General features: G+C 64.4%; 25 protein-coding genes. 7 read left to right on the top strand and 18 right to left on the bottom strand.

What is annotated here, in order from left to right; translation table 11 throughout:
• Positions 1-4: 4 nt before the first annotated feature.
• The 14 genes from nuoK to ACT6QU_RS04235 all read right to left on the bottom strand — a co-directional run bounded on the left by nuoK (position 5) and on the right by ACT6QU_RS04235 (position 14,369).
• Complete coding sequence (gene nuoK / locus ACT6QU_RS04300) at positions 5-313, bottom strand: NADH-quinone oxidoreductase subunit NuoK (RefSeq protein ID WP_024585832.1); 309 nt, start codon at positions 311-313, stop codon at positions 5-7.
• The gene (locus tag ACT6QU_RS04295; protein ID WP_024585833.1) at positions 313-933 is read right to left on the bottom strand and encodes an NADH-quinone oxidoreductase subunit J; all 621 of its coding nucleotides are present in this window, start codon (positions 931-933) and stop codon (positions 313-315) included. The genes nuoK and ACT6QU_RS04295 overlap by 1 nt, the downstream gene beginning before the upstream one ends.
• A gap of 116 nt (positions 934-1,049) precedes the next feature.
• Complete coding sequence (gene nuoI, locus ACT6QU_RS04290) at positions 1,050-1,541, bottom strand: NADH-quinone oxidoreductase subunit NuoI (RefSeq protein WP_024585834.1); 492 nt, start codon at positions 1,539-1,541, stop codon at positions 1,050-1,052.
• 2 nt (positions 1,542-1,543) lie between these two features.
• On the bottom strand, positions 1,544-1,735 hold the full coding sequence (locus tag ACT6QU_RS04285; protein WP_024585835.1) for a hypothetical protein: 192 nt from the start codon (positions 1,733-1,735) through the stop codon (positions 1,544-1,546).
• Entirely contained in the window at positions 1,732-2,781 is a 1,050-nt protein-coding gene (gene nuoH / locus ACT6QU_RS04280) for an NADH-quinone oxidoreductase subunit NuoH (RefSeq protein ID WP_024585836.1), read from the bottom strand. Before nuoH ends, ACT6QU_RS04285 begins: the two co-directional genes overlap by 4 nt.
• A gap of 10 nt (positions 2,782-2,791) precedes the next feature.
• Positions 2,792-4,873: an NADH-quinone oxidoreductase subunit NuoG gene (nuoG, locus tag ACT6QU_RS04275; protein WP_444562815.1), complete on the bottom strand. Its 2,082-nt coding sequence runs from the start codon at positions 4,871-4,873 to the stop codon at positions 2,792-2,794.
• A gap of 62 nt (positions 4,874-4,935) precedes the next feature.
• Positions 4,936-5,613, bottom strand: coding sequence for an NADH-ubiquinone dehydrogenase (locus ACT6QU_RS04270; RefSeq protein ID WP_444562814.1), 678 nt, complete (start codon positions 5,611-5,613; stop codon positions 4,936-4,938).
• Positions 5,614-5,625: 12 nt separating this feature from the next.
• A complete protein-coding gene (nuoF, locus tag ACT6QU_RS04265; protein ID WP_024585839.1) occupies positions 5,626-6,933 on the bottom strand; it encodes an NADH-quinone oxidoreductase subunit NuoF in 1,308 nt (435 codons plus the stop codon).
• Complete coding sequence (gene nuoE, locus ACT6QU_RS04260) at positions 6,933-7,997, bottom strand: NADH-quinone oxidoreductase subunit NuoE (protein ID WP_444562813.1); 1,065 nt, start codon at positions 7,995-7,997, stop codon at positions 6,933-6,935. The genes nuoF and nuoE overlap by 1 nt, the downstream gene beginning before the upstream one ends.
• Entirely contained in the window at positions 7,998-9,188 is a 1,191-nt protein-coding gene (locus ACT6QU_RS04255) for an NADH-quinone oxidoreductase subunit D (RefSeq protein ID WP_024585841.1), read from the bottom strand.
• A gap of 9 nt (positions 9,189-9,197) precedes the next feature.
• On the bottom strand, positions 9,198-9,803 hold the full coding sequence (locus tag ACT6QU_RS04250) for an NADH-quinone oxidoreductase subunit C (RefSeq protein WP_444562812.1): 606 nt from the start codon (positions 9,801-9,803) through the stop codon (positions 9,198-9,200).
• A 10-nt stretch (positions 9,804-9,813) separates the two neighbouring features.
• Positions 9,814-10,395: a NuoB/complex I 20 kDa subunit family protein gene (locus ACT6QU_RS04245; protein WP_024585844.1), complete on the bottom strand. Its 582-nt coding sequence runs from the start codon at positions 10,393-10,395 to the stop codon at positions 9,814-9,816.
• Entirely contained in the window at positions 10,386-10,751 is a 366-nt protein-coding gene (locus ACT6QU_RS04240) for an NADH-quinone oxidoreductase subunit A (RefSeq protein WP_024585845.1), read from the bottom strand. Before ACT6QU_RS04240 ends, ACT6QU_RS04245 begins: the two co-directional genes overlap by 10 nt.
• Before the next feature lie 168 nt (positions 10,752-10,919).
• Complete coding sequence (locus tag ACT6QU_RS04235; protein WP_444562811.1) at positions 10,920-14,369, bottom strand: indolepyruvate ferredoxin oxidoreductase family protein; 3,450 nt, start codon at positions 14,367-14,369, stop codon at positions 10,920-10,922.
• Positions 14,370-14,508: 139 nt separating this feature from the next.
• Between ACT6QU_RS04235 and ACT6QU_RS04230 the strand changes: the two genes are divergently transcribed.
• The gene (locus tag ACT6QU_RS04230) at positions 14,509-14,967 is read left to right on the top strand and encodes an Lrp/AsnC family transcriptional regulator (RefSeq protein ID WP_444562810.1); all 459 of its coding nucleotides are present in this window, start codon (positions 14,509-14,511) and stop codon (positions 14,965-14,967) included.
• 196 nt (positions 14,968-15,163) lie between these two features.
• Positions 15,164-16,105, top strand: coding sequence for an IS5 family transposase (locus ACT6QU_RS04225; RefSeq protein WP_444836861.1), 942 nt, complete (start codon positions 15,164-15,166; stop codon positions 16,103-16,105).
• A 323-nt stretch (positions 16,106-16,428) separates the two neighbouring features.
• Here the strand turns inward: ACT6QU_RS04225 and greA are convergent, their stop codons facing one another.
• Positions 16,429-16,902, bottom strand: coding sequence for a transcription elongation factor GreA (gene greA, locus ACT6QU_RS04220; protein WP_024588872.1), 474 nt, complete (start codon positions 16,900-16,902; stop codon positions 16,429-16,431).
• Positions 16,903-17,075: 173 nt separating this feature from the next.
• Positions 17,076-17,426, bottom strand: coding sequence for a DMT family protein (locus ACT6QU_RS04215; RefSeq protein WP_024588873.1), 351 nt, complete (start codon positions 17,424-17,426; stop codon positions 17,076-17,078).
• 122 nt (positions 17,427-17,548) lie between these two features.
• On the opposite strand from ACT6QU_RS04215, the gene ACT6QU_RS04210 reads away from it, so the two are divergent.
• From ACT6QU_RS04210 to ACT6QU_RS04195, 4 genes are all read left to right on the top strand, one after another.
• On the top strand, positions 17,549-17,974 hold the full coding sequence (locus tag ACT6QU_RS04210) for a DUF3775 domain-containing protein (protein ID WP_444564435.1): 426 nt from the start codon (positions 17,549-17,551) through the stop codon (positions 17,972-17,974).
• Positions 17,975-18,042: 68 nt separating this feature from the next.
• Positions 18,043-18,939 carry an extensin family protein gene (locus tag ACT6QU_RS04205; RefSeq protein WP_444564436.1) on the top strand — a complete coding sequence of 299 codons (897 nt, stop codon included), beginning with the start codon at positions 18,043-18,045 and terminating at the stop codon, positions 18,937-18,939.
• A 90-nt stretch (positions 18,940-19,029) separates the two neighbouring features.
• Positions 19,030-19,857 carry an extensin family protein gene (locus ACT6QU_RS04200; RefSeq protein WP_024588876.1) on the top strand — a complete coding sequence of 276 codons (828 nt, stop codon included), beginning with the start codon at positions 19,030-19,032 and terminating at the stop codon, positions 19,855-19,857.
• 48 nt (positions 19,858-19,905) lie between these two features.
• Positions 19,906-21,198, top strand: coding sequence for a hemolysin family protein (locus tag ACT6QU_RS04195; RefSeq protein WP_444564437.1), 1,293 nt, complete (start codon positions 19,906-19,908; stop codon positions 21,196-21,198).
• On the opposite strand, the gene ACT6QU_RS04190 is transcribed toward ACT6QU_RS04195, so the two are convergent.
• On the bottom strand, positions 21,195-21,791 hold the full coding sequence (locus ACT6QU_RS04190; protein WP_024588878.1) for an NADPH-dependent FMN reductase: 597 nt from the start codon (positions 21,789-21,791) through the stop codon (positions 21,195-21,197). The two genes, ACT6QU_RS04195 and ACT6QU_RS04190, sit on opposite strands and share 4 nt — an antisense overlap.
• Positions 21,792-21,880: 89 nt before the next feature.
• Between ACT6QU_RS04190 and ACT6QU_RS04185 the strand changes: the two genes are divergently transcribed.
• Complete coding sequence (locus ACT6QU_RS04185) at positions 21,881-22,273, top strand: winged helix-turn-helix transcriptional regulator (RefSeq protein WP_024588879.1); 393 nt, start codon at positions 21,881-21,883, stop codon at positions 22,271-22,273.
• A gap of 31 nt (positions 22,274-22,304) precedes the next feature.
• On the opposite strand, the gene ACT6QU_RS04180 is transcribed toward ACT6QU_RS04185, so the two are convergent.
• Positions 22,305-22,694 carry an acyl-CoA thioesterase gene (locus ACT6QU_RS04180; protein ID WP_444564438.1) on the bottom strand — a complete coding sequence of 130 codons (390 nt, stop codon included), beginning with the start codon at positions 22,692-22,694 and terminating at the stop codon, positions 22,305-22,307.
• Between the last annotated feature and the right edge of the window lie 58 nt (positions 22,695-22,752).

Below are 22,752 nucleotides of genomic sequence, written 5' to 3'. Positions count from 1 at the left end.
CCCCTCAGCCCTTCATCAGATTGACGTCTTCGACCGCGATCGAGCCGCGGTTGCGGAAGAAGACGACGAGAATTGCAAGACCGATGGCGGCTTCCGCCGCGGCGACGGTCAGGATGAACAGCGCGAAGACCTGGCCGACCATGTCGCCCAGCGCGGCGGAGAACGCGACGAAATTGATGTTGACGGCGAGCAGGATCAGCTCGACCGACATCAGGATGACGATGACGTTCTTGCGGTTCAGGAAGATGCCGAAGACGCCGAGCGTGAAGAGCAGCGCCGAGACGGTCAGATAATGCGCGATGCCGATTTCCATCAAAGACCCCTGCCCGTTTCGACCTTCTTGACCTCGATCGCGGTTTCTGGCGTGCGTCGAACCTGCGTGGCGATGTCCTGCCGCTTGACGCCGGGCTTGTGGTGCAGCGTCAGGACGATCGCGCCGATCATGGCGACGAGCAGGATCAGCCCGGCGATCTGGAAGAAGTAGATGTAGTCCGTATAGAGAATGTCGCCGAGCGCAGCCGTATTGTGGCGCGTTGCGGCGTCGGGAATGGGCTGCGCGATCTGCGCACCGATTTCAGGCGCGAACGCGTAGCCGCCGGCGACGATGATCAGCTCCGCCGCGAGAATGATGCCGACGAGCCCGCCCACCGGCGCATAATGCAACGCACCGCGCTTCAGGCTGGCGAAGTCGACGTCGAGCATCATGACGACGAACAGGAACAGGACCGCCACGGCGCCGACATAAACGATGAGCAGGATCATCGCGAGGAACTCGGCGCCCGTCAAAAGGAACAGCCCGGCCGCGTTGAAGAAGGTCAGGATCAGATAAAGGACGGAATGCACGGGATTGCGGGACGCAATCACCATGAATGCCGCGCCCACCGCTATGAAGGCGAACACGTAGAAGAAGATCGCTTCTAGTCCTGTCAGCATGGGTTCCCCCGGATTTCATCGAAGGCCGGGACTCATCCCCGCCATTGGCATTCGGCCTGCGCCCGAAGCCGCGTGTCTCTTAGACGGAAGGTGTGCTTCCGTCCACTCTCCAAGCCTCAGCGATAGGGCGAGTCGATCGCGATGTTGCGCGCCAGTTCGCGCTCCCACCGGTCGCCATTCGCGAGCAGCTTGTCCTTGTCGTAATAGAGCTCCTCACGGGTCTCCGTGGCGAACTCGAAATTCGGTCCCTCGACGATGGCGTCGACCGGGCAGGCTTCCTGGCAAAAGCCGCAATAGATGCACTTCACCATGTCGATGTCGTAGCGCACGGTGCGGCGCGTGCCGTCATTGCGGCGCGGGCCGGCCTCGATGGTGATGGCCTGCGCGGGGCAGATCGCCTCGCACAGCTTGCACGCGATGCAGCGCTCTTCGCCGTTGGGATAGCGGCGCAGCGCATGTTCGCCGCGAAAGCGCGCACTGGTTGGCCCCTTCTCGAACGGGTAATTCAGCGTGCCCTTGGGCGCGAAGAACTGCCGCATCGACAGGAAAAAGGCCTTCACGAACTCCAAAAGGAGCAGCGATTTCGCGGCCTGGGCAAGAGCTGACATCTTCAGTCTCCGAACACGTACGGGGCTACGAAGTAGCCGATGACCGGGAGCAGCACCAACTGGGTGAACCCGGCAACATTGAGTGCGGTCTTCGTCTCGGCGAGATCGACGCGCGTGGCCAGAAGCCGCAGGAAGGCGAAGTCGACGAGCGCGATTCCCAATCCCACGAGGCCTCCGATCAGCGCGATGCTCATGCCGCCATCGCTTCCCACAATTTGATGAAGCTCGCGGTCGCGACCACCATGAAGAGCGAGATCGGCAGGAAGACCTTCCAGCCAAGACGCATCAACTGGTCGTAGCGGTAGCGCGGCACGAACGCCTTCACCATGGCGAACATGAAGAAGACGAAGCAGACCTTGATCAGGAACCAGATGACGCCCGGAACCCAGGTGAACGGCGCGAAGTCGAAGGGCGGCAGCCATCCACCGAGGAACAGGATGGTGGTCAGCGCGCACATCAGAACGATCGCGACATATTCCCCGAGGAAGAAGAGCAGGAACGGCGTCGACGAATATTCGATCATGTGACCGGCGACGAGTTCCGATTCGGCTTCCACCAGATCGAAGGGCGGCCGGTTCGTCTCGGCCAGCGCCGAGATGAAGAAGATCACGAACATCGGGAACAGCACGATGAAGTGCCAGTCCAGGAACGAGCCCGGCAGACCGAGCATGGTGCCAAGGCCGGTCTGCTGCGCCAATACGATGTGCGTCAGGTTCAACGAGCCGACGAGCAGCAGGACCGTGACGATGACGAAGCCGATCGAGACCTCGTAGGAAACCATCTGTGCGGCCGAGCGCAGCGCGCCGAGAAACGGATATTTCGAGTTCGAGGCCCAGCCGCCCATCAGCACGCCGTAGACTTCCAGCGACGCGATGGCGAAGACGAACAGGATGCCGACATTGACGTCAGCGATCGCCCAGCCATTGGCGACCGGGATCACCGCCCAGGCCGAAATCGCCAGAACAGCCGTCACCAGCGGGGCGAGCAGGAACACGCCCTTGTTGGCGCCGGACGGGATGACCGGCTCCTTGAAGACGAACTTCAACAGGTCGGCGAAGGCCTGCAAAAGGCCCCACGGACCAACGACGTTCGGGCCGCGGCGAAGCTGCACCGCCGCCCAGATCTTGCGGTCGGCATAAAGCAAATACGCGACGAGGATGAGAAGAACGACGATCAGCACGACAGACTGAAGCAGGATCAGCAGGCCGGGGCCGACATAGGTCGAGAAAAAAGTGTCCATTGCCCCTGCCCTATTCGGCTGCCTGCCTGAAACCGTCCCGGGCGAGCGCGGAGCACTCGGCCATCACGGCGGAAGCGCGCGCGATCGGGTTGGTCAGGTAGAAGTCCTTGATCGGCGACACGAAAGCCGCCTCGTCGAAATCGCCCGTGCCGCTCTTCAGCGCCGAAACATGCGCCACGTCGGCCGTCGCGATCTCGTCGATGGCGGCGAAATGCGGATACTCCGCATAAAGCGCGGCGCGAAGCTGCGGCAGCGAATCGTAGGGCAGCTTGTGGCCGAGCACATCCGAAAGCGCCCGCAGGATCGCCCAGTCCTCGCGCGCATCGCCCGGCGCGAAGCCGGCGCGGTTGGCCATCTGAACACGACCCTCCGTGTTGACGAAAGTGCCCGACTTTTCCGTATAGGTCGCGCCCGGCAGGATCACGTCAGCGCGGTGCGCACCGGCGTCGCCATGGCTGCCGATATAGACGGTGAAGGCCGAGCCGAGGCCGGCCATGTCGAACTCGTCCGCGCCAAGCAGGAAGGCGACGTCGAGCGCGCCCATCATGCCGGCGACATCCTTGCCGCTTGTCCCCGGCACGAAGCCGACATCCAGCCCGCCAACACGCGAGGCCGCATTGTGCAGGACGGCGAAGCCGTTCCACTCGGCGCTCGCCGCGCCCACGGACGTCGCGAGTTCGGCTGCCAGCGCCAGCACCGCCGCGCCGTCAGCGCGGGCAAGAGCGCCTTGGCCAACGATGATCATCGGCCGCGCGGCATTCGAAAGCACCTTGGCGAAGTCGAGCTTGCCGGCGACGAGTTCGCGCAGCGTCTCCGCACCTCCGCCGATGCGCTCTGCGTCATAGCGCAGGTCGCCGATGTCGCCGACGACGCCGATCGGGAAATTGCCCATGCGCCAGCGCTTGCGGATGCGCGCGTTGAGCACCGACGCCTCGAAGCGCGGGTTGGCGCCGATGATCAGCAGTGCATCGGCATCCTCGATGCCTTCGATGGTCGGGTTGAAGACGTAGCTCGCACGGCCATTGGCCGGATCGATCTTCGCGCCGTCCTGGCGGCAGTCGATATTGGCCGACCCGAGCGCCGTCATCAGGCCCTTCAGGGCATACATTTCCTCGACGGTCGCCAGATCACCTGCAATCGCGCCGATCCGGTCACCGGAGGTCTTCGCCACCGCGTCCTTGATCGCGCCGAAGGCTTCGCCCCAGCTTGCCGCCGTCAGCTTGCCGTTGCGGCGCACATAGGGGCGGTCGAGGCGCTGCGTCCTGAGGCCGTCCCAGATGAAGCGGGTCTTGTCGGAGATCCACTCCTCGTTGATCGCCTCGTTGACGCGCGGCATGATGCGCATCACCTCGCGGCCGCGCGTATCGACGCGGATCGCCGAGCCGACGGCGTCCATCACGTCGATGGATTCCGTCTTGGTCAGTTCCCAGGGCCGCGCCTGGAAAGCGTAGGGCTTGGAGGTCAGCGCGCCGACTGGGCAAAGGTCGATGACGTTGCCCTGCAATTCGGACGTCATCGCGTTTTCGAGATAGGTCGTGATCTCGGCGTCTTCGCCGCGACCAATGAGGCCCAGCTCCGAGATTCCAGCCACTTCCGTCGTGAACCTCACGCAGCGCGTGCAGTGGATGCAGCGCGTCATGATCGTCTTGACCAGCGGTCCGATATACTTGTCTTCGACCGCGCGCTTGTTTTCGTGATAGCGCGAGGCGTCGACGCCGAAGGCCATCGCCTGATCCTGCAGATCGCATTCGCCGCCCTGGTCGCAGATCGGGCAGTCGAGCGGATGGTTGATAAGCAGGAATTCCATCACGCCTTCGCGCGCCTTGCGCACCATCGGCGTGTTGGTGAAGATTTCCGGCGCTTCGCCGTTGGGGCCGGGGCGCAGGTCGCGCACGCCCATGGCGCAGGAGGCGGCGGGCTTCGGCGGTCCGCCCTTCACCTCGACGAGGCACATGCGGCAATTGCCGGCGATCGACAGGCGCTCGTGGAAACAGAAGCGCGGCACTTCCGCGCCCGCTTCCTCCGCCGCCTGAAGCAGCGTGTAGTGATCGGGAACCTCGATCTCTTTGCCGTCTACCTTGAGCTTCGCCATCTTGCCTCTAACCCCGGCGGCACCAGCCGCCCAACAGTTCCGGCCTCGTGGGCCGGGAAATTTCAGGACCGCTTGCGGCCCGCACCCTTTGAACCGGACTTGGGGCCGGATGCAAGGCTCTTTGCCTGCTGCACCCACCCGTCCCGGTCAATTCGCCCGCCAAAGCCGAGTTGGTCTTCCAGCCATGCGATTTCGGCGTCTACGAGCGCCGCCACCTGACCGTAAGTCCAGATGCCGAACCCGTTCAAAACCTGTTCCAGCTTCGGGCCGACGCCCGAAATCGCCTTCAGATCGTCCGGCCGGGCCGGCTTGGCCTTGCGCACCGGCGCGCGCATCGCGTTCTCGGCCGCCGCCTTCACGTCACCCAGCAGCGCTTCGGCGGCCCGCGTCGATGCGACCGACGCATCGCGCGCGATCTTCTCGACATCGGCCTCGACCGTCCGCGCCAGGCTCGCAACTTCGTCGGCCGCGTTGACCGAAACCAGCTTCAGGCGCGGCTGCGGCGCCGTCGCGTTTTCCGCTTCCGTCTCCGCCAGCATGCGCCGCGAAGCCTCCGTCGCGCCCGCCATCGCGCCCATCCACAGGCCGAAGGCGTGGCTTGCCATGCCGAAGCCGATCGCGGACGCCGCCGCCATGCCGGCGACCGGATGCGCCATCAAATTCGCCATGCCGGCGAACTGATCGGGCATCGACGCCTTGCTCAGCTTGGCGAAATCGTCGAACGGGTTCTTCTCGGCCATCGCTTGGCGTCTCTACTCCGCCGCAACCAGCGCCGGCTCGGCGCGGTGGCTGTTGCGCGTGAACTCGTCGATACGGCGCTCGATCTCGGGGCGGAAGTGCCGGATCAGGCCCTGGATCGGCCATGCGGCCGCGTCGCCCAGCGCGCAGATCGTGTGGCCTTCCACCTGCTTGGTCACATCGAGCAGCATGTCGATCTCGCGCTTCTGCGCTTCGCCGCGCACCAAGCGCTCCATCACGCGCCACATCCAGCCGGTGCCCTCGCGGCACGGCGTGCACTGGCCGCAGCTCTCGTGCTTGTAGAAATAGGAGAGCCGCGCGATCGCCTTCACGATGTCGGTCGACTTGTCCATGACGATGACCGCCGCGGTGCCGAGGCCGGACTTCAGGTCGCGCAGCGAATCGAAATCCATCGGCGTGTCGATGATCTGCTCGGCCGGCACCAGCGGAACGGACGAGCCGCCCGGAATGACCGCGAGGAGATTGTCCCAGCCGCCGCGAATGCCGCCGCAATGGCGGTCGATCAGCTCGCGGAACGGGATCGACATCTCTTCTTCGACCGTGCACGGCGTGTTGACGTGGCCGGAGACGCAGAACAGCTTGGTGCCGACATTGTTCGGCCGTCCGAAGCCCGCGAACCAGCCTGCGCCGCGGCGCAGGATCGTCGGCGCAACGGCGATCGATTCGACGTTGTTCACCGTCGTCGGGCAGCCATAGAGGCCGACATTGGCCGGGAATGGCGGCTTCAGGCGCGGCTGGCCCTTCTTGCCCTCGAGGCTTTCGAGCAGCGCCGTTTCCTCGCCGCAGATGTAAGCGCCCGCGCCGTGATGGACGAAAACGTCGAAATCCCAGCCATTCTTGTTGTTCTTGCCGAGGAAGCCCGCATCATAGGCCTCGTCGATCGCGCGCTGTAGCGCCTCGCGCTCGCGGATGAACTCGCCGCGCACATAGATGTAGGCCGTGTGCGCGCCCATGGCGAAGCCGGCGATCAGGCAGCCTTCGACCAGTGTGTGCGGATCGTGGCGCAGGATTTCGCGGTCCTTGCAGGTGCCGGGTTCGGATTCGTCTGCGTTGACGACGAGATAGTGCGGGCGCTCGTCCGATGCCGCCTTGGGCATGAACGACCATTTGAGGCCGGTCGGGAAGCCTGCGCCGCCGCGGCCGCGCAGTCCCGAATCCTTCATCTCCTGAATGATCCAGTCACGGCCCTTGGCGATCAGTCCGGCAGTGCCGTCCCAATGCCCGCGCGCCATCGCGCCTTTCAGCGACTTGTCGAAGCGGCCGTAAATATTGGTGAAGATGCGGTCCTTGTCCTGCAGCATCACTTGTCTCCGCCTTCATCGCCGGTCTTCGGCTTTTTCGCACGTGCCGGCTTCTTCACCTCGGCCGCGCCTTCCGGCGAGGGCTTGCCCGGCTCTGCCTTCGTCTCGGATTTCCGGCGGCGGCCGGCAGGGCCAATCGGCTCGCCCTCCATGTCCTCCGGTGCGCGATAGTCGGCTGGCGTCCCGTCCTTTTTGTCGGGATGCTCGCGCGCGGTCACCTCGCCCTCGACGGACGGTTCGGCCAGATCGGCGGCAGCCTTGTCTTCCTTCGGCGCCTCGACGCTGGCGGCCTTCTCGGCGGCCGGATCGGCCTTGACCGGCGACGGCGACTTGATCGACGGATCGGTCTCGGGCGCGGCGGTCTTCGGCTTCGCGGCCTGCGACGGCGCGACTTCCGGCTGGTCGCCGCCGGCCTTCTTCGGCTCCGCCTTGCGATTCGCCTTCAGAACGGCCTTCTCGTCGGCCAGCGACGTCAGCCCGCTCTCCGGCGCTGAAAAGACGCGGTCGATCTGCGGACCCGTCGGCACGGCTTCGCCCCTGCCCGCGTCGAACTCGTCGATGATCTCGGCCAGGCGCTCGGGCGTCAGGTCCTCATAGGCATCCTTGAAGATCATGACCATCGGCGCGTTCACGCAGGCGCCCTGGCACTCGACCTCTTCCCAGGACAGCGTGCCGCCCTCGTTCAAATGGAACTGGTCGTGGTGGATTTTCGAACGGCAAACATCCATCAGCGCTTCGGAGCCGCGCAGCATGCACGGCGTCGTGCCGCAGACCTGAATGTGCGCCTTGGTGCCCACTGGCTTCAACTGGAACTGCGTATAGAAGGTCGCGACTTCGAGGACGCGGATCAGCGGCATTTCAAGCATCTGTGCGACGTGCTCGATCGCCGCCCGCGTCACCCAGCCATCCTGCTCCTGCGCGCGCATGAGCAGCGGAATGACGGCCGACTGCTCGCGTCCGGCCGGATACTTCTGGATGGTCTTTTCGGCCCAGTCCAAATTCTCGCCTGTGAAGGCGAAGGCTGGCGGCTGGAATTGCGGGTCTGCGAGACGGCGTACGGACATTTAGCGGTCGACCTCACCAAACACGATGTCGAGGGAGCCGAGAACGGCGGAGACGTCGGCCAGGAGATGGCCGCGGCAAAGGAAATCCATCGCCTGCAGATGTGCGAAACCAGGCGCACGCAGCTTGCAGCGATAGGGCTTGTTGGTGCCGTCGGCGACCAGATAGACGCCGAACTCGCCCTTCGGCGCTTCGACGGCGGCATAGACCTCGCCGGCCGGGACGCGATAGCCCTCGGTGTAGAGCTTGAAATGGTGGATCAACGCTTCCATCGAGCGCTTCATCGCCTGCCGCTTCGGCGGCACGATCTTGCCGTCCGTCGACGAGACGGGACCGACCTTCTCGGCGCCCAGCAGAAGATCGACGCACTGGCGGATGATCTTCGCAGACTGGCGCATCTCTTCCATGCGGATCAGGTAACGGTCGAAGCAATCGCCGTTCTTGCCGATCGGCACGTCGAAATCCATCTCGGCGTAGCATTCATAGGGCTGTGACTTGCGCAGATCCCAAGCCGCGCCCGAACCGCGCACCATGACGCCCGAAAAACCCCAGGCCCAGGCGTCCTCAAGGCTGACGACGCCGATATCGACGTTGCGCTGCTTGAAGATGCGGTTGCCCGTCAGGAGATCGTCGAGATCGTCCATCATCTTCAGGAACGGATCGATCCAGCGGCCGATATCCTCGACGAGCTGGTCAGGCAGATCCTGATGGACGCCGCCCGGACGGAAATAGGCAGCATGCATGCGGCTTCCCGAGGCGCGCTCGTAGAACACGCACAGCTTTTCGCGCTCCTCGAAACCCCAGAGCGGCGGCGTCAGCGCACCGACGTCGAGCGCCTGCGTCGTCACATTCAGGATGTGCGACATCACCCGGCCGATCTCCGAATAGAGAACCCGGATGATCTGGCCGCGCTTCGGCACTTCGATGTCGAGCAACCGCTCGACCGCAAGCGCGAACGCATGCTCCTGGTTCATCGGCGCGCAATAATCGAGCCGGTCGAAATAAGGAACGGCTTGCAGATAGGTCTTGTGCTCGATCAGCTTCTCGGTGCCGCGATGAAGCAGCCCGATATGCGGATCGACACGATCCACGACCTCGCCGTCGAGTTCCAGCACAAGGCGCAACACGCCGTGAGCCGCCGGGTGCTGCGGCCCAAAGTTGATGTTGAAGTTGCGTACGGACGTTTCAGCCATTTCGGCGCCTCAGTTCGCTTTCGCTTTTTCGTCACCGGGCAGCACGTAATCCGTGCCCTCCCAGGGCGAGAGGAAGTCGAAGTTGCGGAATTCCTGCTTCAGTTCGACGGGCTCGTAAACCACGCGCTTGACCTCGTCGTCGTAGCGAACCTCGACGAAGCCGGTCAGCGGGAAGTCCTTGCGCAGCGGATGCCCCTCGAAACCGTAATCGGTCAGGATGCGGCGCAGATCCGGGTGGCCGGTGAAAAGGACGCCGTAGAGATCGTAGGTTTCGCGCTCGAACCAGTCGGCACCGGGGAACACCTCGGTCGCGGACGGGATCGGATTGTCCTCGTCCGTCCTGACTTTCAAGCGGATGCGCTGGTTCGTGTAGGGCGAGAGCAGGTGATAGACGACGTCGAAACGCTTTTCGCGCGCCGGGTAGTCGGCACCGCAAATGTCGATGATCGACACGAAGCGGCACTGCACGTCGTTCTTCAGGAACTCCAGCACGTCGATCAGGTCGCTCGGCTCGACATGGATCGTCAGGTCGCCGAATGCGACCATGGAATCCTGAACCTGCGCGTCGAGCCGCTCCTTGATATAGGCGGCGAGGTCGTTGAGGGCTTCGCTCATGCGTCCTGTCCTAGCGCTCGATCGTGCCGGTGCGGCGGATCTTCTTCTGCAGCAGAAGAATGCCGTAGAGCAGCGCTTCAGCCGAAGGCGGGCAACCCGGCACGTAAATGTCGACCGGCACGATGCGGTCGCAGCCGCGCACGACCGAATAGGAATAGTGATAGTAGCCGCCGCCATTCGCGCACGAGCCCATCGAGATGACGTAGCGCGGCTCTGGCATCTGGTCGTAGACCTTGCGCAGCGCCGGCGCCATCTTGTTGGTCAGCGTGCCGGCGACGATCATGATGTCGGACTGGCGCGGCGACGCGCGCGGCGCGACGCCGAAGCGCTCCGAATCGTAGCGCGGCATCGAGGTGTGGATCATCTCCACGGCGCAGCATGCCAGGCCGAACGTCATGAACATCAGCGAGCCCGAGCGTGCCCAGGTGATCAGCGCCTCGGACGAGGTGACGAGAAAGCCCTTGTCGTCCAGCTCTTCCTTCACATTCAGGAAGAACGGATCGTCAGAACCGATCGGGTTGCCCGTGCGCGGGTCGACGAGACCCTTGGGCTTCGGCGCGACGAGGGTCTGGGAGTTATCCATCAATCCCATTCCAGCGCTCCCTTTTTCCATTCGTAGATGAAGCCGATCGTCAGCACGCCCAGGAAGATCATCATCGACCAGAAGCCAAGCATGCCGATCTCGCCGAACGAGACCGCCCAGGGGAAGAGGAACGCGACTTCAAGGTCGAAGATGATGAACAGGATGGCGACGAGGTAGAAGCGGATGTCGAACTTCATGCGCGCGTCGTCGAAGGCGTTGAAGCCGCACTCATAGGCCGACAGTTTTTCCGGGTCGGGGTTGCGGTAGGCCACGAGGAAGGGCGCCGCGATCAGCGCGATGCCGACGATCAGCGCCACACCCATGAAGATCACGATGGGCAGGTATGAGGCGAGCATTTCGTTCATGAACCGACTTCCCGTTGAGCGTCGATCCCTGACTATAGCGGGGTGGCGCTGAGAGAAGTAGCGCCGCTCTTTCGCAAGCCTGAAACGGGACCGGCAATGGGCCTTGTTGCAACGCGGCGAGGGTTAGCGCAGCGATCTTGAGGACGCAAGCCTAACCTTGGGCCCCGGTCACAAATCGTGAGCGCTCCCCTGGAGTGAGGCGAGCGCCGCATCCAACTTCGGCCGCACCTCGGCCACCGCCTTGTCCTTCACCGGCCCGAACCCGCGAATCTGCAGCGGCAGCGCCATCGCCTCGGCAATGGCCGTATGGGTCTGCGGCGAAAGCCGCGCGAGCGCCTCCTCGATCTTCGCCTCGTACCAGCCGATCAGCCCGCGCTCCATGCGTCGCTCGGCCGTGTAGCCGAAAGGATCGAACGCCGTGCCGCGCAGGCGCTTCATGCGCGCAAGCACATGGAACGGCTTCCTGATCCACGGTCCGAACGATCGCTTCAGCGGCCGCCCTCGTGCATCCGTTCCAGCATTCAGCATCGGCGGCGCGAGGTGGTGAACGATCTTCCAGTCGCCTTCGAATTCGGCGGCGAGCTTCGCCTTCAGCCCCGTCTGCGTGTGCAGCCGCGCGACCTCATATTCGTCCTTGTAGGCCATCAGCTTGAACAGCGACCGTGCCACCGCTTCCGTCAGCTTCTGCGATCCCATCGCGGCTTCGGCACCACGCACGCGATCGACCATCATCCGATAGCGGCTCGCATAGGCCGCATCCTGATAGTCGACCAAAAACGCCTCACGGCGCAGGATGATCTGGTCCAGTGTTTCGCCCGCAACTGGCTTCGGCTTGAACAGTCCCGACACCGCGTCAGGCTTCGCCGCCGCCAGCCGGCCGATCAGGAAGGCGCGATGGTTCGCCTCGATCGCGACGCCGTTGAGTTCGATCGCCTGCCGCAGCGCCTCGTGACCGACCGGCACGAGCCCGAGCTGCCAGGCGAAGCCGAGCATCATGACATTGGCGAACACCGTGTCGCCCATCAGCCTTTCGGACAGTGCGTTGGCGTCCACCGCCGTCAGCGCGCCCTCGCCCACGACGCCGGCGATCGCCGCCAGCCTCTGGTCCACGGCAAGGTCCGCGTCGCGCTTGCGGACGATGTCGCCGGTCGGCATCTTCGCGAGGTTGACCGCCGCCTTCATGCCCGCGCGATAGGTCATGGAGGCCTTGGGCGAGGACGAGACGACGATGTCGCAGCCGATCAGCGCATCGGCCGCCCCGCCATCGATCCGCACCTGATGGATCGCCTGCGGGCTCGCCGCGAGCCTGACGAAGGACAGCACCGGGCCGAATTTTTGCGCGAACCCGGTGAAGTCGAGCACGGTCGCGCCCTTCGCTTCGAGATGCGCCGCCATCGTGACTAATTGCCCGACCGTTACGACTCCCGTTCCACCGACGCCGGTGATGAGCAGGTCGAACGGTTTTTCCAGCGCCGGGATTTCAGGCGCGGCAATATCCGCTGCCAACGCCGCCAGATCGAACTCGACGCCACTCTTCTTCCTGCGCGTCGCGCCCTCGACCGTCACGAAGCTCGGGCAAAAGCCGTTTAGGCACGAAAAATCCTTGTTGCAGGACGACTGGTTGATGCGCCTCTTTGTGCCGAACTCGGTCTCCAACGGCTCGACCGACAGGCAGTTCGATTCGACCGAACAATCGCCGCAGCCCTCGCAGACGAGTTCGTTGATGACGACGAACTTCTTCGGGTCCTCCATCGTCCCGCGCTTGCGCCGGCGCCGCTTCTCGGTCGCGCAGGTCTGCTCGTAGATCAGCACCGACACGCCCGCGACGTTGCGCAGCTCCCGCTGCACCGCGTCCATCTCGCGGCGATGATGCAGCGTCGTTCCGGCGGGAAAGTCCCGCATCGAGAACTTGTCCGGATCGTCGGAGACGAGCGCGATCCTCTCCACGCCCTCCGCGCGCACTTCGGCGGCGATTGCGTGGACGGAGATCGGGCCGTCCACCGGCTGGCCGCCGGTCATTGCCACCGCGTCGTTGAACAAGATCTTGTAGGTGATGTTGGCCTTCGCCGCGATCGCCTGCCGGATCGCCATCGAACCGGAATGATAGTAGGTGCCCTCGCCCAGATTTTGGAACACGTGCCCCTTGCCGGTGAAGAGTGAGGAGGCCGCCCAGTTCACCCCCTCGCCGCCCATCTGGATCAGCGAACTCGTCTCACGGTCCATCCAGGATGCCATGAAATGGCAGCCGATGCCGGCCAGCGCCTGCGAGCCTTCCGGCACCTTGGTCGAGGTGTTGTGCGGGCAGCCCGAGCAGAAATAGGGCGTGCGCGTCGCGCCCGGCACGTTGAGCGCGATGCGCGGGGCCTCAGCCAGCCTGCGCGCCCGCTCCATGAATCCGTGCCCCGGGAATATTCCGTCGAGCCGCTTCGCCACGATCGGCACGAGCTGGCGCGGCGACAGTTCCCCCGTCCACGGCACCAGCCGTCCGCCCGCCTCGTCGCGCTTGCCGACCATGCGCTTGGGCTTGTCGCCCGGCCAGTCGTAGAAATACTCCTTGAACTGGCTCTCGATGATGCCGCGCTTCTCCTCGATGACGAGGACTTCCTCTTTGCCGCGCACGAAGTCGAGCGCATCGCGGCGCGCCAGCGGCCAGACCATGCCGACCTTGTAGATGTCGATGCCGAGTTCGCGGCATTCCGCCTCGCCGATGCCGAGCAGCCGCAGCGCCTCCATCAGGTCGAGATGGCCCTTGCCGGTCGTCACGATGCCGAACTTGGCGTCGCGCACCTCATAGATGTGCCGGTCGATCGGATTGGCTTCGGCGAAGGCGAAGACCGCCTGCTTCTTGGCCTCCATCCGCTCCTCGATCTGCGGTCCCGGTAGGTCCGGCCAGCGATAGTGGAGCCCGCCCGCAGGCGGCGTGAAGTCCGGCGCCTCGAACCGCCGATCGGGCCGCAATTCGAACGACGCGCCCGATTCCACCGTCTCCGAGATTGCCTTGAAGCCGACCCACATGCCAGAATAGCGCGACAGCGCGTAGCCGTACTCGCCGAACTCCAGATATTCAGCGACGCTTGCCGGGTTCAGCGTCGGCATGAACCACGCCATGAAGGCGACGTCCGACTGGTGCGGCATGGATGACGAAACGCAGCCATGGTCGTCGCCGGCGATCACCAGCACGCCGCCATTGGGCGAGGAGCCATAGGCATTGCCGTGCTTCAGCGCGTCGCCGGAGCGGTCGACGCCCGGTCCCTTGCCGTACCACATGCCGAAGACGCCCTCGACCTCGCGCTTCGGGTTGGTTTCGACCTGCTGCGAGCCGAGCACCGCCGTCGCCGCCAGATCCTCGTTTACCGCCGGCAGGAACTCGATCCGCGATTCCTTCAGTTTCTTGCCGATCCGCCACAATTCGAGATCGAGACCGCCCAGCGGCGAGCCGCGATAGCCGGAAATGAACCCGCCCGTCGTCCGGCCCGTCTCGCGGTCACGCCGGGCCTGGTCCAGCGCAATTCGCACCAGCGCCTGCGTGCCCGTCATGAAGACGCGGCCGCGCTCCATCTCGTAGCGATCCTTGAGCTGGTAGCGGGCGAGTTCGCGGATGGGCTCGTGCGCGGTCATGGCTGGTCTCCCGATTGGCTGGCAACAGGATACGCCCGATCGGGTGAAAGAACTTGCCGATTTCCAGCGGCTGGTCCACCAATACGCAATCGGCTGCCGTCAAACGGCGATTCACCGGTCAATTCGTTCGGATATCGCGATGCAACTGGAAGAACAGGACCGCCGCCTTCTCATGATCCTGCAGGAGAACGGCCGTATCTCCAACCAGGACCTTGCCGACCAGGCCGGCATGTCGGCCTCGGCCTGCTGGCGCCGCGTGCGCGCGCTGGAGGAAGCCGGGATCATCAGCGATTACCGCGCCTTGCTCGATCCGGCTCAGGCGGGACTGACGTTCCACGCCATCGTCCACGTCACTCTCACCCGCCATGAGCACGGCCACGTCGACACCTTCATCGCCGAGGTCCAGCAAAGGCCCGAAGTCCTCGACTGCTTCTCGACCACCGGCGAAGCCGATTATCACCTGCGCGTCCTCTGCACCGACCTCGACGCCTACAACGCCTTCCTCGAAGGGTTTTTGTTTCGCCTGCCGGGGATAGCGAACGTACGCACCAATCTGGTGCTGAAAAGCATCAAGCACACGACGCGGCTGGCCGTCTAATTTTTGCATTCGCTCGACCCCCACCCTCTATCCCTCCCCACAAGTGGGAGGGAGTCGCCGACGCAGCGTCACACATTCCGATGCAGCACCCGGTTTATTGGATAAAGCGCCGCGCCGATGCCCTCCCTCCCCACAAGGGAGATCGTTGCAAAATTGGTTGTTTGTGATTCAGTCGTCTTTGTTTGGAGGCGGTTTGATGAGCGGTCAGCTTGGTTTTGGCGATGGGTGGATATCGGCCAGGGTCGGCCACAATGCGATGTTGGAGCGCCTGGCGGGCGAGGTGAAGTGGTATCGCTTCGAGAAGCTGCTTAGCTGTCTCAAGCCGGAGGGCGCCGGCCGGCCGGCCTTCGAGCCGGTGATGATGCTGAAGGCGCTGCTTTTGCAGCAATGGTACCGGCTGTCGGATGCCGAACTGGAGGAGGCGATCAACGACCGGGTGTCGTTCCGCAAGTTCCTTGGGCTGTCGCTTCAGGCGCCGTGCCCGGATCATACGACCTTGTGCCGGTTCCGCACCCGGCTGGCCGAGGCGGGACTTTCGGACAAGGTGTTCGCCGAGTTCGAGCGGCAGTTGGAGGCACGCGGGCTCTTACTCAAGCGGGGCACGATGGTCGACGCCTCGCTGGTGGCAACGCCGCACCGTCCCGCCGCGCCGGGGAAAGAGGCTGTCGATCCGGACGCTGCGGTGACGGCGCGCAAGGGCCGGCCCGGGTTGCACTACGGCTACAAGATGCATGCCGGCGTGGACCGGACCAGCCGTCTCATCCGCCGCGTCGTGCTGACACCGGCCAACATCAACGACACGGTGCCGGCCGACCGGCTGATCTGCGGCGACGAAGCGGCGGTCTATGCCGACAAGGCCTATGCCAAGCGCTCGCGCAGGGCGGCGCTGAAGGCGCAAGGCATCAAGGCGCGCATCATGCACAAGAGCTGGGGCGGTGGTCCGGCGTTGACCGCCTGGCAAAGGCGCCACAACGCGCTGATCGCCCCGATCCGCGCCGAGGTCGAGGGCGTCTTCGCCACCTTGAAGCGATGGTTCGGCTGGAGCCGCGTGCGCTATCGCGGCGTCGCGAAGAACGAAAGCCACCTCCACCTCGCCGCCACCGCCTACAACATGAAGCGCGCGCTCAAGCTCGCCTGAGGCCGCCGAAGCGCCAAAAGCAGGGCGCCGCGCCCCGGGCCACAGGCCAACCGGGTCGGGCCAAGCTGCGAAAACCGCAGACAAACGCCTTCGTGCAGCATCAAAATGCTCGCTACACCGATTTTGCAACGATCCCCACAAGGGGGAGGGAGTCCATGAGCGCCACGCCTCAACGGTCAATGCACCACCCCGTTTCACGGCCAAACTCCACGCTGACGCCTCCCTCCCCCTTGTGGGGAGGGATAAAAGGTGGGGGTCACTTCAAAAAGGAATCGAACCTCAAACCGTCCAGCAACACCTGTCGGCGTTGCTCGAAGCCACCCTTAAGCCCAGCGTAGCTTCACAATCTCATACCCACGCGCCCCGCCGGGCGCATTGACCTCGATCTCATCACCCACACCCTTCCCGATCAGCGCACGCGCGATCGGCGAGGAGATGGAGATGCGGCCGGCCTTCACGTCGGCTTCCTGGTCGCCGACGATCTGGTAGGTCTTTTCTTCCTCGGTGTCCTCGTCGACGAGGACGACGGTCGCGCCGAACTTGATCGTGTCGCCAGACAGCTTCGACACGTCGATCACTTCGGCGCGCGCGGTCAGGTCTTCGAGTTCGTTGATGCGGCCTTCATTGAGGCTCTGCGCTTCCTTGGCGGAATGATACTCGGCATTTTCCGAGAGGTCGCCATGGGCGCGCGCTTCGGAGATCGCCTCGATGATGCGCGGCCGCTCTTCCTGCTGGCGCCAGCGCAACTCTTCCTTCAGCGATTCGAAACCGGGGCCGGTCATCGGGACCTTGTTCATTTCAGTCGACCTTTCGTCGTAATTCCTGTCGTTTCGTTTTCTTTTTCGACGGCGGGGATTAACGCAAAAGGACGGCCCGGCAGCCTCGGCTAACGAACCGTCCAAATCCCTGATCCCGACAATATAGCAATCGATCGCCGATTTTCACGCAAATTCTGGCGTCCTGCGCCAGATCACGACCGAAAGATGAGCGCGGCCCCTGCCGCAATCAGGATGAAACCGGCGACATGGTTCAAGGTGATCGCCTCCTTCAGATAGAAGACCGAGAACAACACGAAGACGCAAAGCGTGATCACCTCCTGCATCGTCTTCAATTGCGCCGCCGAATAAGCCTCGTGGCCGATCCGGTTGGCAGGCACTGCCAGCCAGTATTCGAAGAACGCGATGAACCAGGAGATCATCACCACGGCATAAAGCGGCGCGGCCTTGTATTTCAGGTGCCCGTACCACGCGAACGTCATGAAGACGTTCGAGGCAACGAGCAGCAGGATCGGCAGGACCTTGGCGGAAAGGATGAACGACATCGGGGCGGGAACCGGTTGCAGGAGCGCCTGCTTTCCGCCCGAACCGGACATCTGTCAATTCCCGCCTTGTGGAACCCGTCCGCGATGCTGCTATAGTGCCTGCCATGTCTGGGAGAGCGAATGTGCAGCAGCGCTTGCAGCCTGAATTCGATCTGACGATCGATCCCGAAACGGTGCGCCAGTTCGTTCTCAAGGCGCGCGCCATCTCCGCCGCCCTCAACGATGAATATGACGCCGGCCACGAGCACGAGGTCGAACTCGACGATCAGTCGCGCGATCGCCACGCGCATGACGGGCTGGCAGAGGAAGAAGAGCAGAACCTCACCGCATCCGAACTGCGCGCCCTGATCGAGGATCTGAACGTCGACGAGGCGGCGGATCTTCTCGCCATCATGTTCATCGGCCGCGGCGATTTCGACGCGCGCGAATGGGATCAGGCGGTCGCGGAAGCCCGCCCGCGCATCAACAAGCGCGTGTCGACCTATCTTCTCGGCATGCCGATGCTCGGCGAATGGCTGGAAGAAGGCTTGGAGAAGATCGGCGCCTGAATAAAGCGCGACACCAAAATTGAGGTGCCATGCGGCATCGCTCGCCGCGCCGATGCGTTGTCGTCGCGATGCGCCCTTTTCTGATCCCCGTTTTCCCCGCCCTCATGCTCCTGTCCGCGTCTGCCTTCGCGCAGCAGGGCGGCAAGGTCGATCTGCCCGACGCGGCGCCCGTTCCGCAGGAACTGCCCGAAGGCGAGCGCGAGCCCGACGTCCCCCAAACCGAGGACCCCGAGAGCGCCGCCGAACCGGCCGACCCACAGGAGAGTGGCGAGGTCGCGGACGAACCGCAGGAACTGCCCGAAACGCAAGCAGCGCCCCTGCCGTCGCCTCGCCCCGACGCACCTGAAAGCCCGGAGCCGGACGCAGCGGTCGCCGATGAGGTGCCAGTCGACGCGCCTCGTTCACGCCAATCGACCGCGATGCCGTCCGGCGAAATCGCCTGCCGCGCGCGGCTTCGCGAACTGGGCGTCGCCTTTGAGGAGCACCCGCCCCAATCCGAGCCAGAGGGTTGCAAGATCGCCCACCCGCTTACCGTTTCCTCGCTGGGCGGCGGTGTCGCGCTGGAACCGGAAGGCGTGATGAACTGCGCCATCGCCGAGGCCAATGCCCGCTTCGTGCGCGATCAGGCGCAGCAGCAGGCGGCGCGCCATCTGTCCGCGCGCATCGCTGCGGTCAATCAGGTGTCCGCCTATATATGCCGTCCCCGCCACGGCACCCGCAAGCTGTCCGAACACGCCTTCGGCAACGCGCTCGACTGGGGCGCGGTCGTTCTGGAGGACGAGCGCCGCATCGACGTGCGCGCCTACCGGCGCGGCTCGCCCGAAGCGACGTTCTTCGCCGCCATGCGCAAATCGGCCTGCGGGCCGTTCACCACCGTCCTCGGCCCCGGCAGCGACGCCGACCATGCCGACCATTTCCATTTCGACCTCGCCGAGCGCTCCAACGGCTCGACCTATTGCCGCTGAACCGAGCCCGTTAACGCCGTCCGCCAGATTTCATTTACCCTTTTTGCTTACCTTCGATTCCGACGGGACAGGAAGACGGGTTTCAGTATCATGCGTAAAGCGTTCGGCGCGTATTTGCCGGGCAGGGTCCGCGCCGTCGCGAGCGTATTCGCGATAGCAGCAGGCGCCATTGCCTTTACTTCCTGTTCCGTCATCGACGTCATGTCGCCCGAGCCGCGCGCCGATGTCGGCTACACCTCCTCCATCGCATCCGTCACGCCGCGCGCGCCCGTCGCCTCCTCGTCGGGAATGCAGCGCCTCGTTCCGTCCAATCCCATGATGGTCGGCTATCCGCGCCTCAACCAGCCCTCTGCGCCGCAGGGCATGACGATGCCGGCCGCCGAAGCCCAGTGCCGGCAGCAATTGCGCCGCATGGGTGTCACCTATCGCGATCTCGCGCCGATCAACGAGGGCGGTTCCTGCCGCATCGATCATCCGATCCAGGTGTCGAGCCTTGCCGGCAACATCCGCATGCAGCCGGCCGCCACGCTCAACTGCCAGATGGCCCTCGCCTTCGCGACCTGGACCCGCAACGAACTCGCCCCATCCGCCCGCTGGAAATACCTTTCCGGCGTCAAGACGATCCATCAGGGCTCCAGCTATTCGTGCCGCCGCATCGCCGGCACCAACACCGCCTCCGAACACTCCAAGGGCAACGCGCTCGACGTCATGCGCATCGAGCTCAACAGCGGCCGCGACATCGACGTGCGCAAGCCCGGCTGGTTCGCCTTCCGCGAAAAGAGCCTCCTGAAGAACGTGCGCCGCGGCGGCTGCTCCTACTTCACCACGGTTCTCGGCCCCGGCTACAACGCCGCCCACGCCGACCATTTCCATTTCGACTTGAAAGGCCGGCGCAACGGCTACGTCGCCTGCCGCTGATTTTGCCTCTCGCGCCCGAGCGCGCGCTTTGGTAGTGAGCAAGGCATCATGCTCACCATCGAAATCGCGATCGTCGTCGTCCTCATCTGCGTCAACGGCGTTCTGGCCATGTCGGAACTCGCCGTGGTGTCGTCCCGCCCCGCCCGCCTGAGGGCGATGGCGGACGAGAACGTCTCCGGCGCCCGCAGCGCCATCCGCCTCGCTTCCGATCCCGGCCGCTTCCTCTCCACCGTGCAGATCGGCATCACGCTCGTCGGCGTCCTGTCGGGCGCGTTTTCGGGCGCGACGCTCGGCCTTCGCCTGTCTTCCTGGCTCCTGGAAGCCGGCCTGCCCGCCTCCGCGGCTAACCCGCTCGGCGTCGGCATCGTCGTCGCGCTCATCACCTACGGCTCGCTGATCATCGGCGAACTCGTCCCCAAGCAGATCGCGCTGAAGAACCCCGAGCGCGTGGCCGTCAGGGTCGCGCCGATGATGAAGCTCCTGTCACGCGTCGCGCTGCCGCTGGTCTGGCTCCTCGACATCTCGGGCAAGACAGTGCTGAAGCTGCTCGGCCAGGATTCCGAGGACAGCCAGAAAGTCACCGACGAGGAGATCGCCGCGCTGATGGCCGAGGCCGAAAGCTCCGGCGTCATCGAGACCGACGAGCGAAAGATGATCGCCGGCGTCATGCGGCTCGCCGACCGCTCGGTGCGCTCGATCATGACCCAGCGCCTCGACGTCGACTGGCTCGATGTCGACGCCCCGGCCGAAATCGTACGCCGCAAGCTGATCGAAACGCAGCACTCGCACCTGCCCGTCGCCGAAAACGGTATCGACGGCATGCTCGGCATCGTGCGCTCGCGCGACGTGCTCTCGCATCTTCTGTCGGGTCAGGAGATCGACCTGCGCGCAATCGTCAGGCAGGTGCCCATCGTCCACGATTATACCGACGCGCTCGACGTCCTCGCCACATTGCGCACGGCGGACATCCCGATGGCGCTGGTCCATGACGAATACGGAAATTTCGAAGGCCTCGTCACGCCGACCGACATTCTCGAGGCGATCGCCGGCGTCTTCCGCATCGATTCCTCGGAGGAAGAACCGGCATCGGTCGCCCGCGACGACGGGTCGTTCCTGTTGTCGGGATGGATGCCGGCGGACGACATGGCCGAGGCGCTGGGCCTGAAACTGCCCAACCGCCGCCCCTACGAGACGGTGGCCGGCTTCGTGCTCTCCCATCTCAACCACCTGCCGGAAACCGGCGAAAAGGTCGAAGCGCTCGGCTGGCGCTTCGAGGTGGTCGACATGGACGGGCGGCGCATCGACAAGGTCCTCGCCGCCCGGCTGGTGTCGGAGCCTTAGGCCGCTTTCGCTTCTTTTTCGTCCGCCGCCCGCGCAGCCTTCAACGCGTTTGCCAACCAGGCGAGCTGGTCGAGCATGCCGTTGGCGCCGTCATTGAGGTAGCCGAACTCGGCGAGGTCCTTGCCGTCGCGGGCTTCCATCATCACCGACCACATGATGTGAACGGCGGTCTTGACCGGCGCGAGCTGCAGTTCGATGGCGATCAGGCGAAGCTGCTCGACCGCACGGGCGCCACCGACACCGCCATAGCCGACGAAAGCCGCAGGCTTGTTGACCCAGCCGGCCGCGGCATAATCGAGCGCGTTCTTGAGGACGCCCGTCGGCGCGTGGTTATATTCGGCCGCGGTGAAGATGAAACCGTCATATTCGGCGATCTTGTCCTGCCACTTGCGCGCCACTTCGTTCTTCGACGGCGCCCAGGCGGGCGAGACTTCCTCGTCGAAAAGCGGCATCGGATAGTCGCGCAGGTCGACGACTTCGAAGGAAAGGTCGCTGCGCTTGTCCCCCAGCGCCTTGATCCACGCGGCGGGCTTGTCGCCAAAACGGCCCGGCCGGGTCGATCCGATGACGATTGCAATCTTTGGCTTGGCCATGAGAAACTCCTGTTGTCGGAAACTTGGTATCTTTTCGATACCGACACTACATAAGTGACCGACATACCGCTTCACAAGGAGGCACTTCATTGACACTCAGTCACCTGCACGAGACCGACACGTGCCGCGCCGTCAGCGGTATCCTGTCGCGCGTCGGCGACAAGTGGACGGTGCTCGTGATCGAAACGCTGGGCGACGGCCCGCACCGCTTTTCCGAATTGCGCCGCATGCTGGGCTCGATTTCGCAGAAGATGCTGACGACCACCCTGCGCGGGCTGGAGCGCGACGGCTTCGTCACGCGCACCATTTACCCGACCATTCCGCCGCGCGTGGATTATGAGCTGACACCGCTCGGCCGCGACCTGCTCGTGCCCGTCCGCGCGCTCGGCGAATGGGCGCGCGACAATCGCGGCAAGGTGGAGGCGGCCCGCTCGGCCTTCGACGCGGCGAACCCGGAAATGGCTCGCATTTCAGCAGCTTGAGACGGCCCCCGGAATCAGCCTGCGAAGGACTTCACTCAGCCGGAACGGCCTTCGGCTTGCCGTCGCTGTCGAGCGCGACCATGACGAAATCGGCATGCGTCACGCGCTCCATCAGGTCCGACAGATAGCGCTGCGCCCAGGCTTCGACGCGCAATGTCATCGACGAGCGGCCGACCTTGGTGATGTCGATATAGATGCACAGCGTATCGCCCACCTTCATCGGCTTGGCGAAGGACATTTCCTTCACCGCCGCCGTGACGACGCGGCCCTTGGCCCGCTCGGCGGCACGGATGCCGCAGGCCAGATCCATCTGCGCCATCACCCAGCCGCCGAAGATGTCGCCGGCCGCGTTCGCGTCGGCGGGCATGGCCAGCGTTCGCAGCGTCAGTTCGCCCACCGGATTGACGTCGCTGCGATTCATGGCCTGTCCCCTCATATGTGATGTCGTATTCCCGTAACGCCCGGTCGGAAAATCCACA

It is taken from the genome of Aliihoeflea sp. (assembly GCF_052435475.1).
Classification (GTDB): Bacteria; Pseudomonadota; Alphaproteobacteria; order Rhizobiales; family Rhizobiaceae; genus Aliihoeflea.
The sequence above is the reverse complement of the archived record's forward strand: the minus strand, read 5'-3'. Positions and strand labels throughout refer to the sequence as shown.

Coding starts and splice junctions, on each gene's coding strand:
- nuoI (WP_024585834.1), bottom strand. CDS start 1,541: ATGTCAGCTCTTGCCCAGGCCGCGAAATCGCTGCTCCTTTTGGAGTTC.
- ACT6QU_RS04235 (WP_444562811.1), bottom strand. CDS start 14,369: ATGACCGCGCACGAGCCCATCCGCGAACTCGCCCGCTACCAGCTCAAG.
- ACT6QU_RS04190 (WP_024588878.1), bottom strand. CDS start 21,791: ATGGCCAAGCCAAAGATTGCAATCGTCATCGGATCGACCCGGCCGGGC.
- ACT6QU_RS04240 (WP_024585845.1), bottom strand. CDS start 10,751: ATGAACGAAATGCTCGCCTCATACCTGCCCATCGTGATCTTCATGGGT.
- ACT6QU_RS04195 (WP_444564437.1), top strand. CDS start 19,906: ATGCTCACCATCGAAATCGCGATCGTCGTCGTCCTCATCTGCGTCAAC.
- nuoH (WP_024585836.1), bottom strand. CDS start 2,781: ATGGACACTTTTTTCTCGACCTATGTCGGCCCCGGCCTGCTGATCCTG.
- ACT6QU_RS04285 (WP_024585835.1), bottom strand. CDS start 1,735: ATGAGCATCGCGCTGATCGGAGGCCTCGTGGGATTGGGAATCGCGCTC.
- nuoK (WP_024585832.1), bottom strand. CDS start 313: ATGGAAATCGGCATCGCGCATTATCTGACCGTCTCGGCGCTGCTCTTC.
- ACT6QU_RS04230 (WP_444562810.1), top strand. CDS start 14,509: ATGCAACTGGAAGAACAGGACCGCCGCCTTCTCATGATCCTGCAGGAG.
- nuoG (WP_444562815.1), bottom strand. CDS start 4,873: ATGGCGAAGCTCAAGGTAGACGGCAAAGAGATCGAGGTTCCCGATCAC.
- ACT6QU_RS04215 (WP_024588873.1), bottom strand. CDS start 17,426: ATGTCGTTCATCCTTTCCGCCAAGGTCCTGCCGATCCTGCTGCTCGTT.
- ACT6QU_RS04180 (WP_444564438.1), bottom strand. CDS start 22,694: ATGAATCGCAGCGACGTCAATCCGGTGGGCGAACTGACGCTGCGAACG.
- greA (WP_024588872.1), bottom strand. CDS start 16,902: ATGAACAAGGTCCCGATGACCGGCCCCGGTTTCGAATCGCTGAAGGAA.
- ACT6QU_RS04295 (WP_024585833.1), bottom strand. CDS start 933: ATGCTGACAGGACTAGAAGCGATCTTCTTCTACGTGTTCGCCTTCATA.
- ACT6QU_RS04200 (WP_024588876.1), top strand. CDS start 19,030: ATGCGTAAAGCGTTCGGCGCGTATTTGCCGGGCAGGGTCCGCGCCGTC.
- ACT6QU_RS04250 (WP_444562812.1), bottom strand. CDS start 9,803: ATGAGCGAAGCCCTCAACGACCTCGCCGCCTATATCAAGGAGCGGCTC.
- ACT6QU_RS04245 (WP_024585844.1), bottom strand. CDS start 10,395: ATGGGATTGATGGATAACTCCCAGACCCTCGTCGCGCCGAAGCCCAAG.
- nuoF (WP_024585839.1), bottom strand. CDS start 6,933: ATGCTGCAGGACAAGGACCGCATCTTCACCAATATTTACGGCCGCTTC.
- ACT6QU_RS04270 (WP_444562814.1), bottom strand. CDS start 5,613: ATGGCCGAGAAGAACCCGTTCGACGATTTCGCCAAGCTGAGCAAGGCG.
- nuoE (WP_444562813.1), bottom strand. CDS start 7,997: ATGTCCGTACGCCGTCTCGCAGACCCGCAATTCCAGCCGCCAGCCTTC.
- ACT6QU_RS04205 (WP_444564436.1), top strand. CDS start 18,043: ATGCGCCCTTTTCTGATCCCCGTTTTCCCCGCCCTCATGCTCCTGTCC.
- ACT6QU_RS04255 (WP_024585841.1), bottom strand. CDS start 9,188: ATGGCTGAAACGTCCGTACGCAACTTCAACATCAACTTTGGGCCGCAG.
- ACT6QU_RS04225 (WP_444836861.1), top strand. CDS start 15,164: ATGAGCGGTCAGCTTGGTTTTGGCGATGGGTGGATATCGGCCAGGGTC.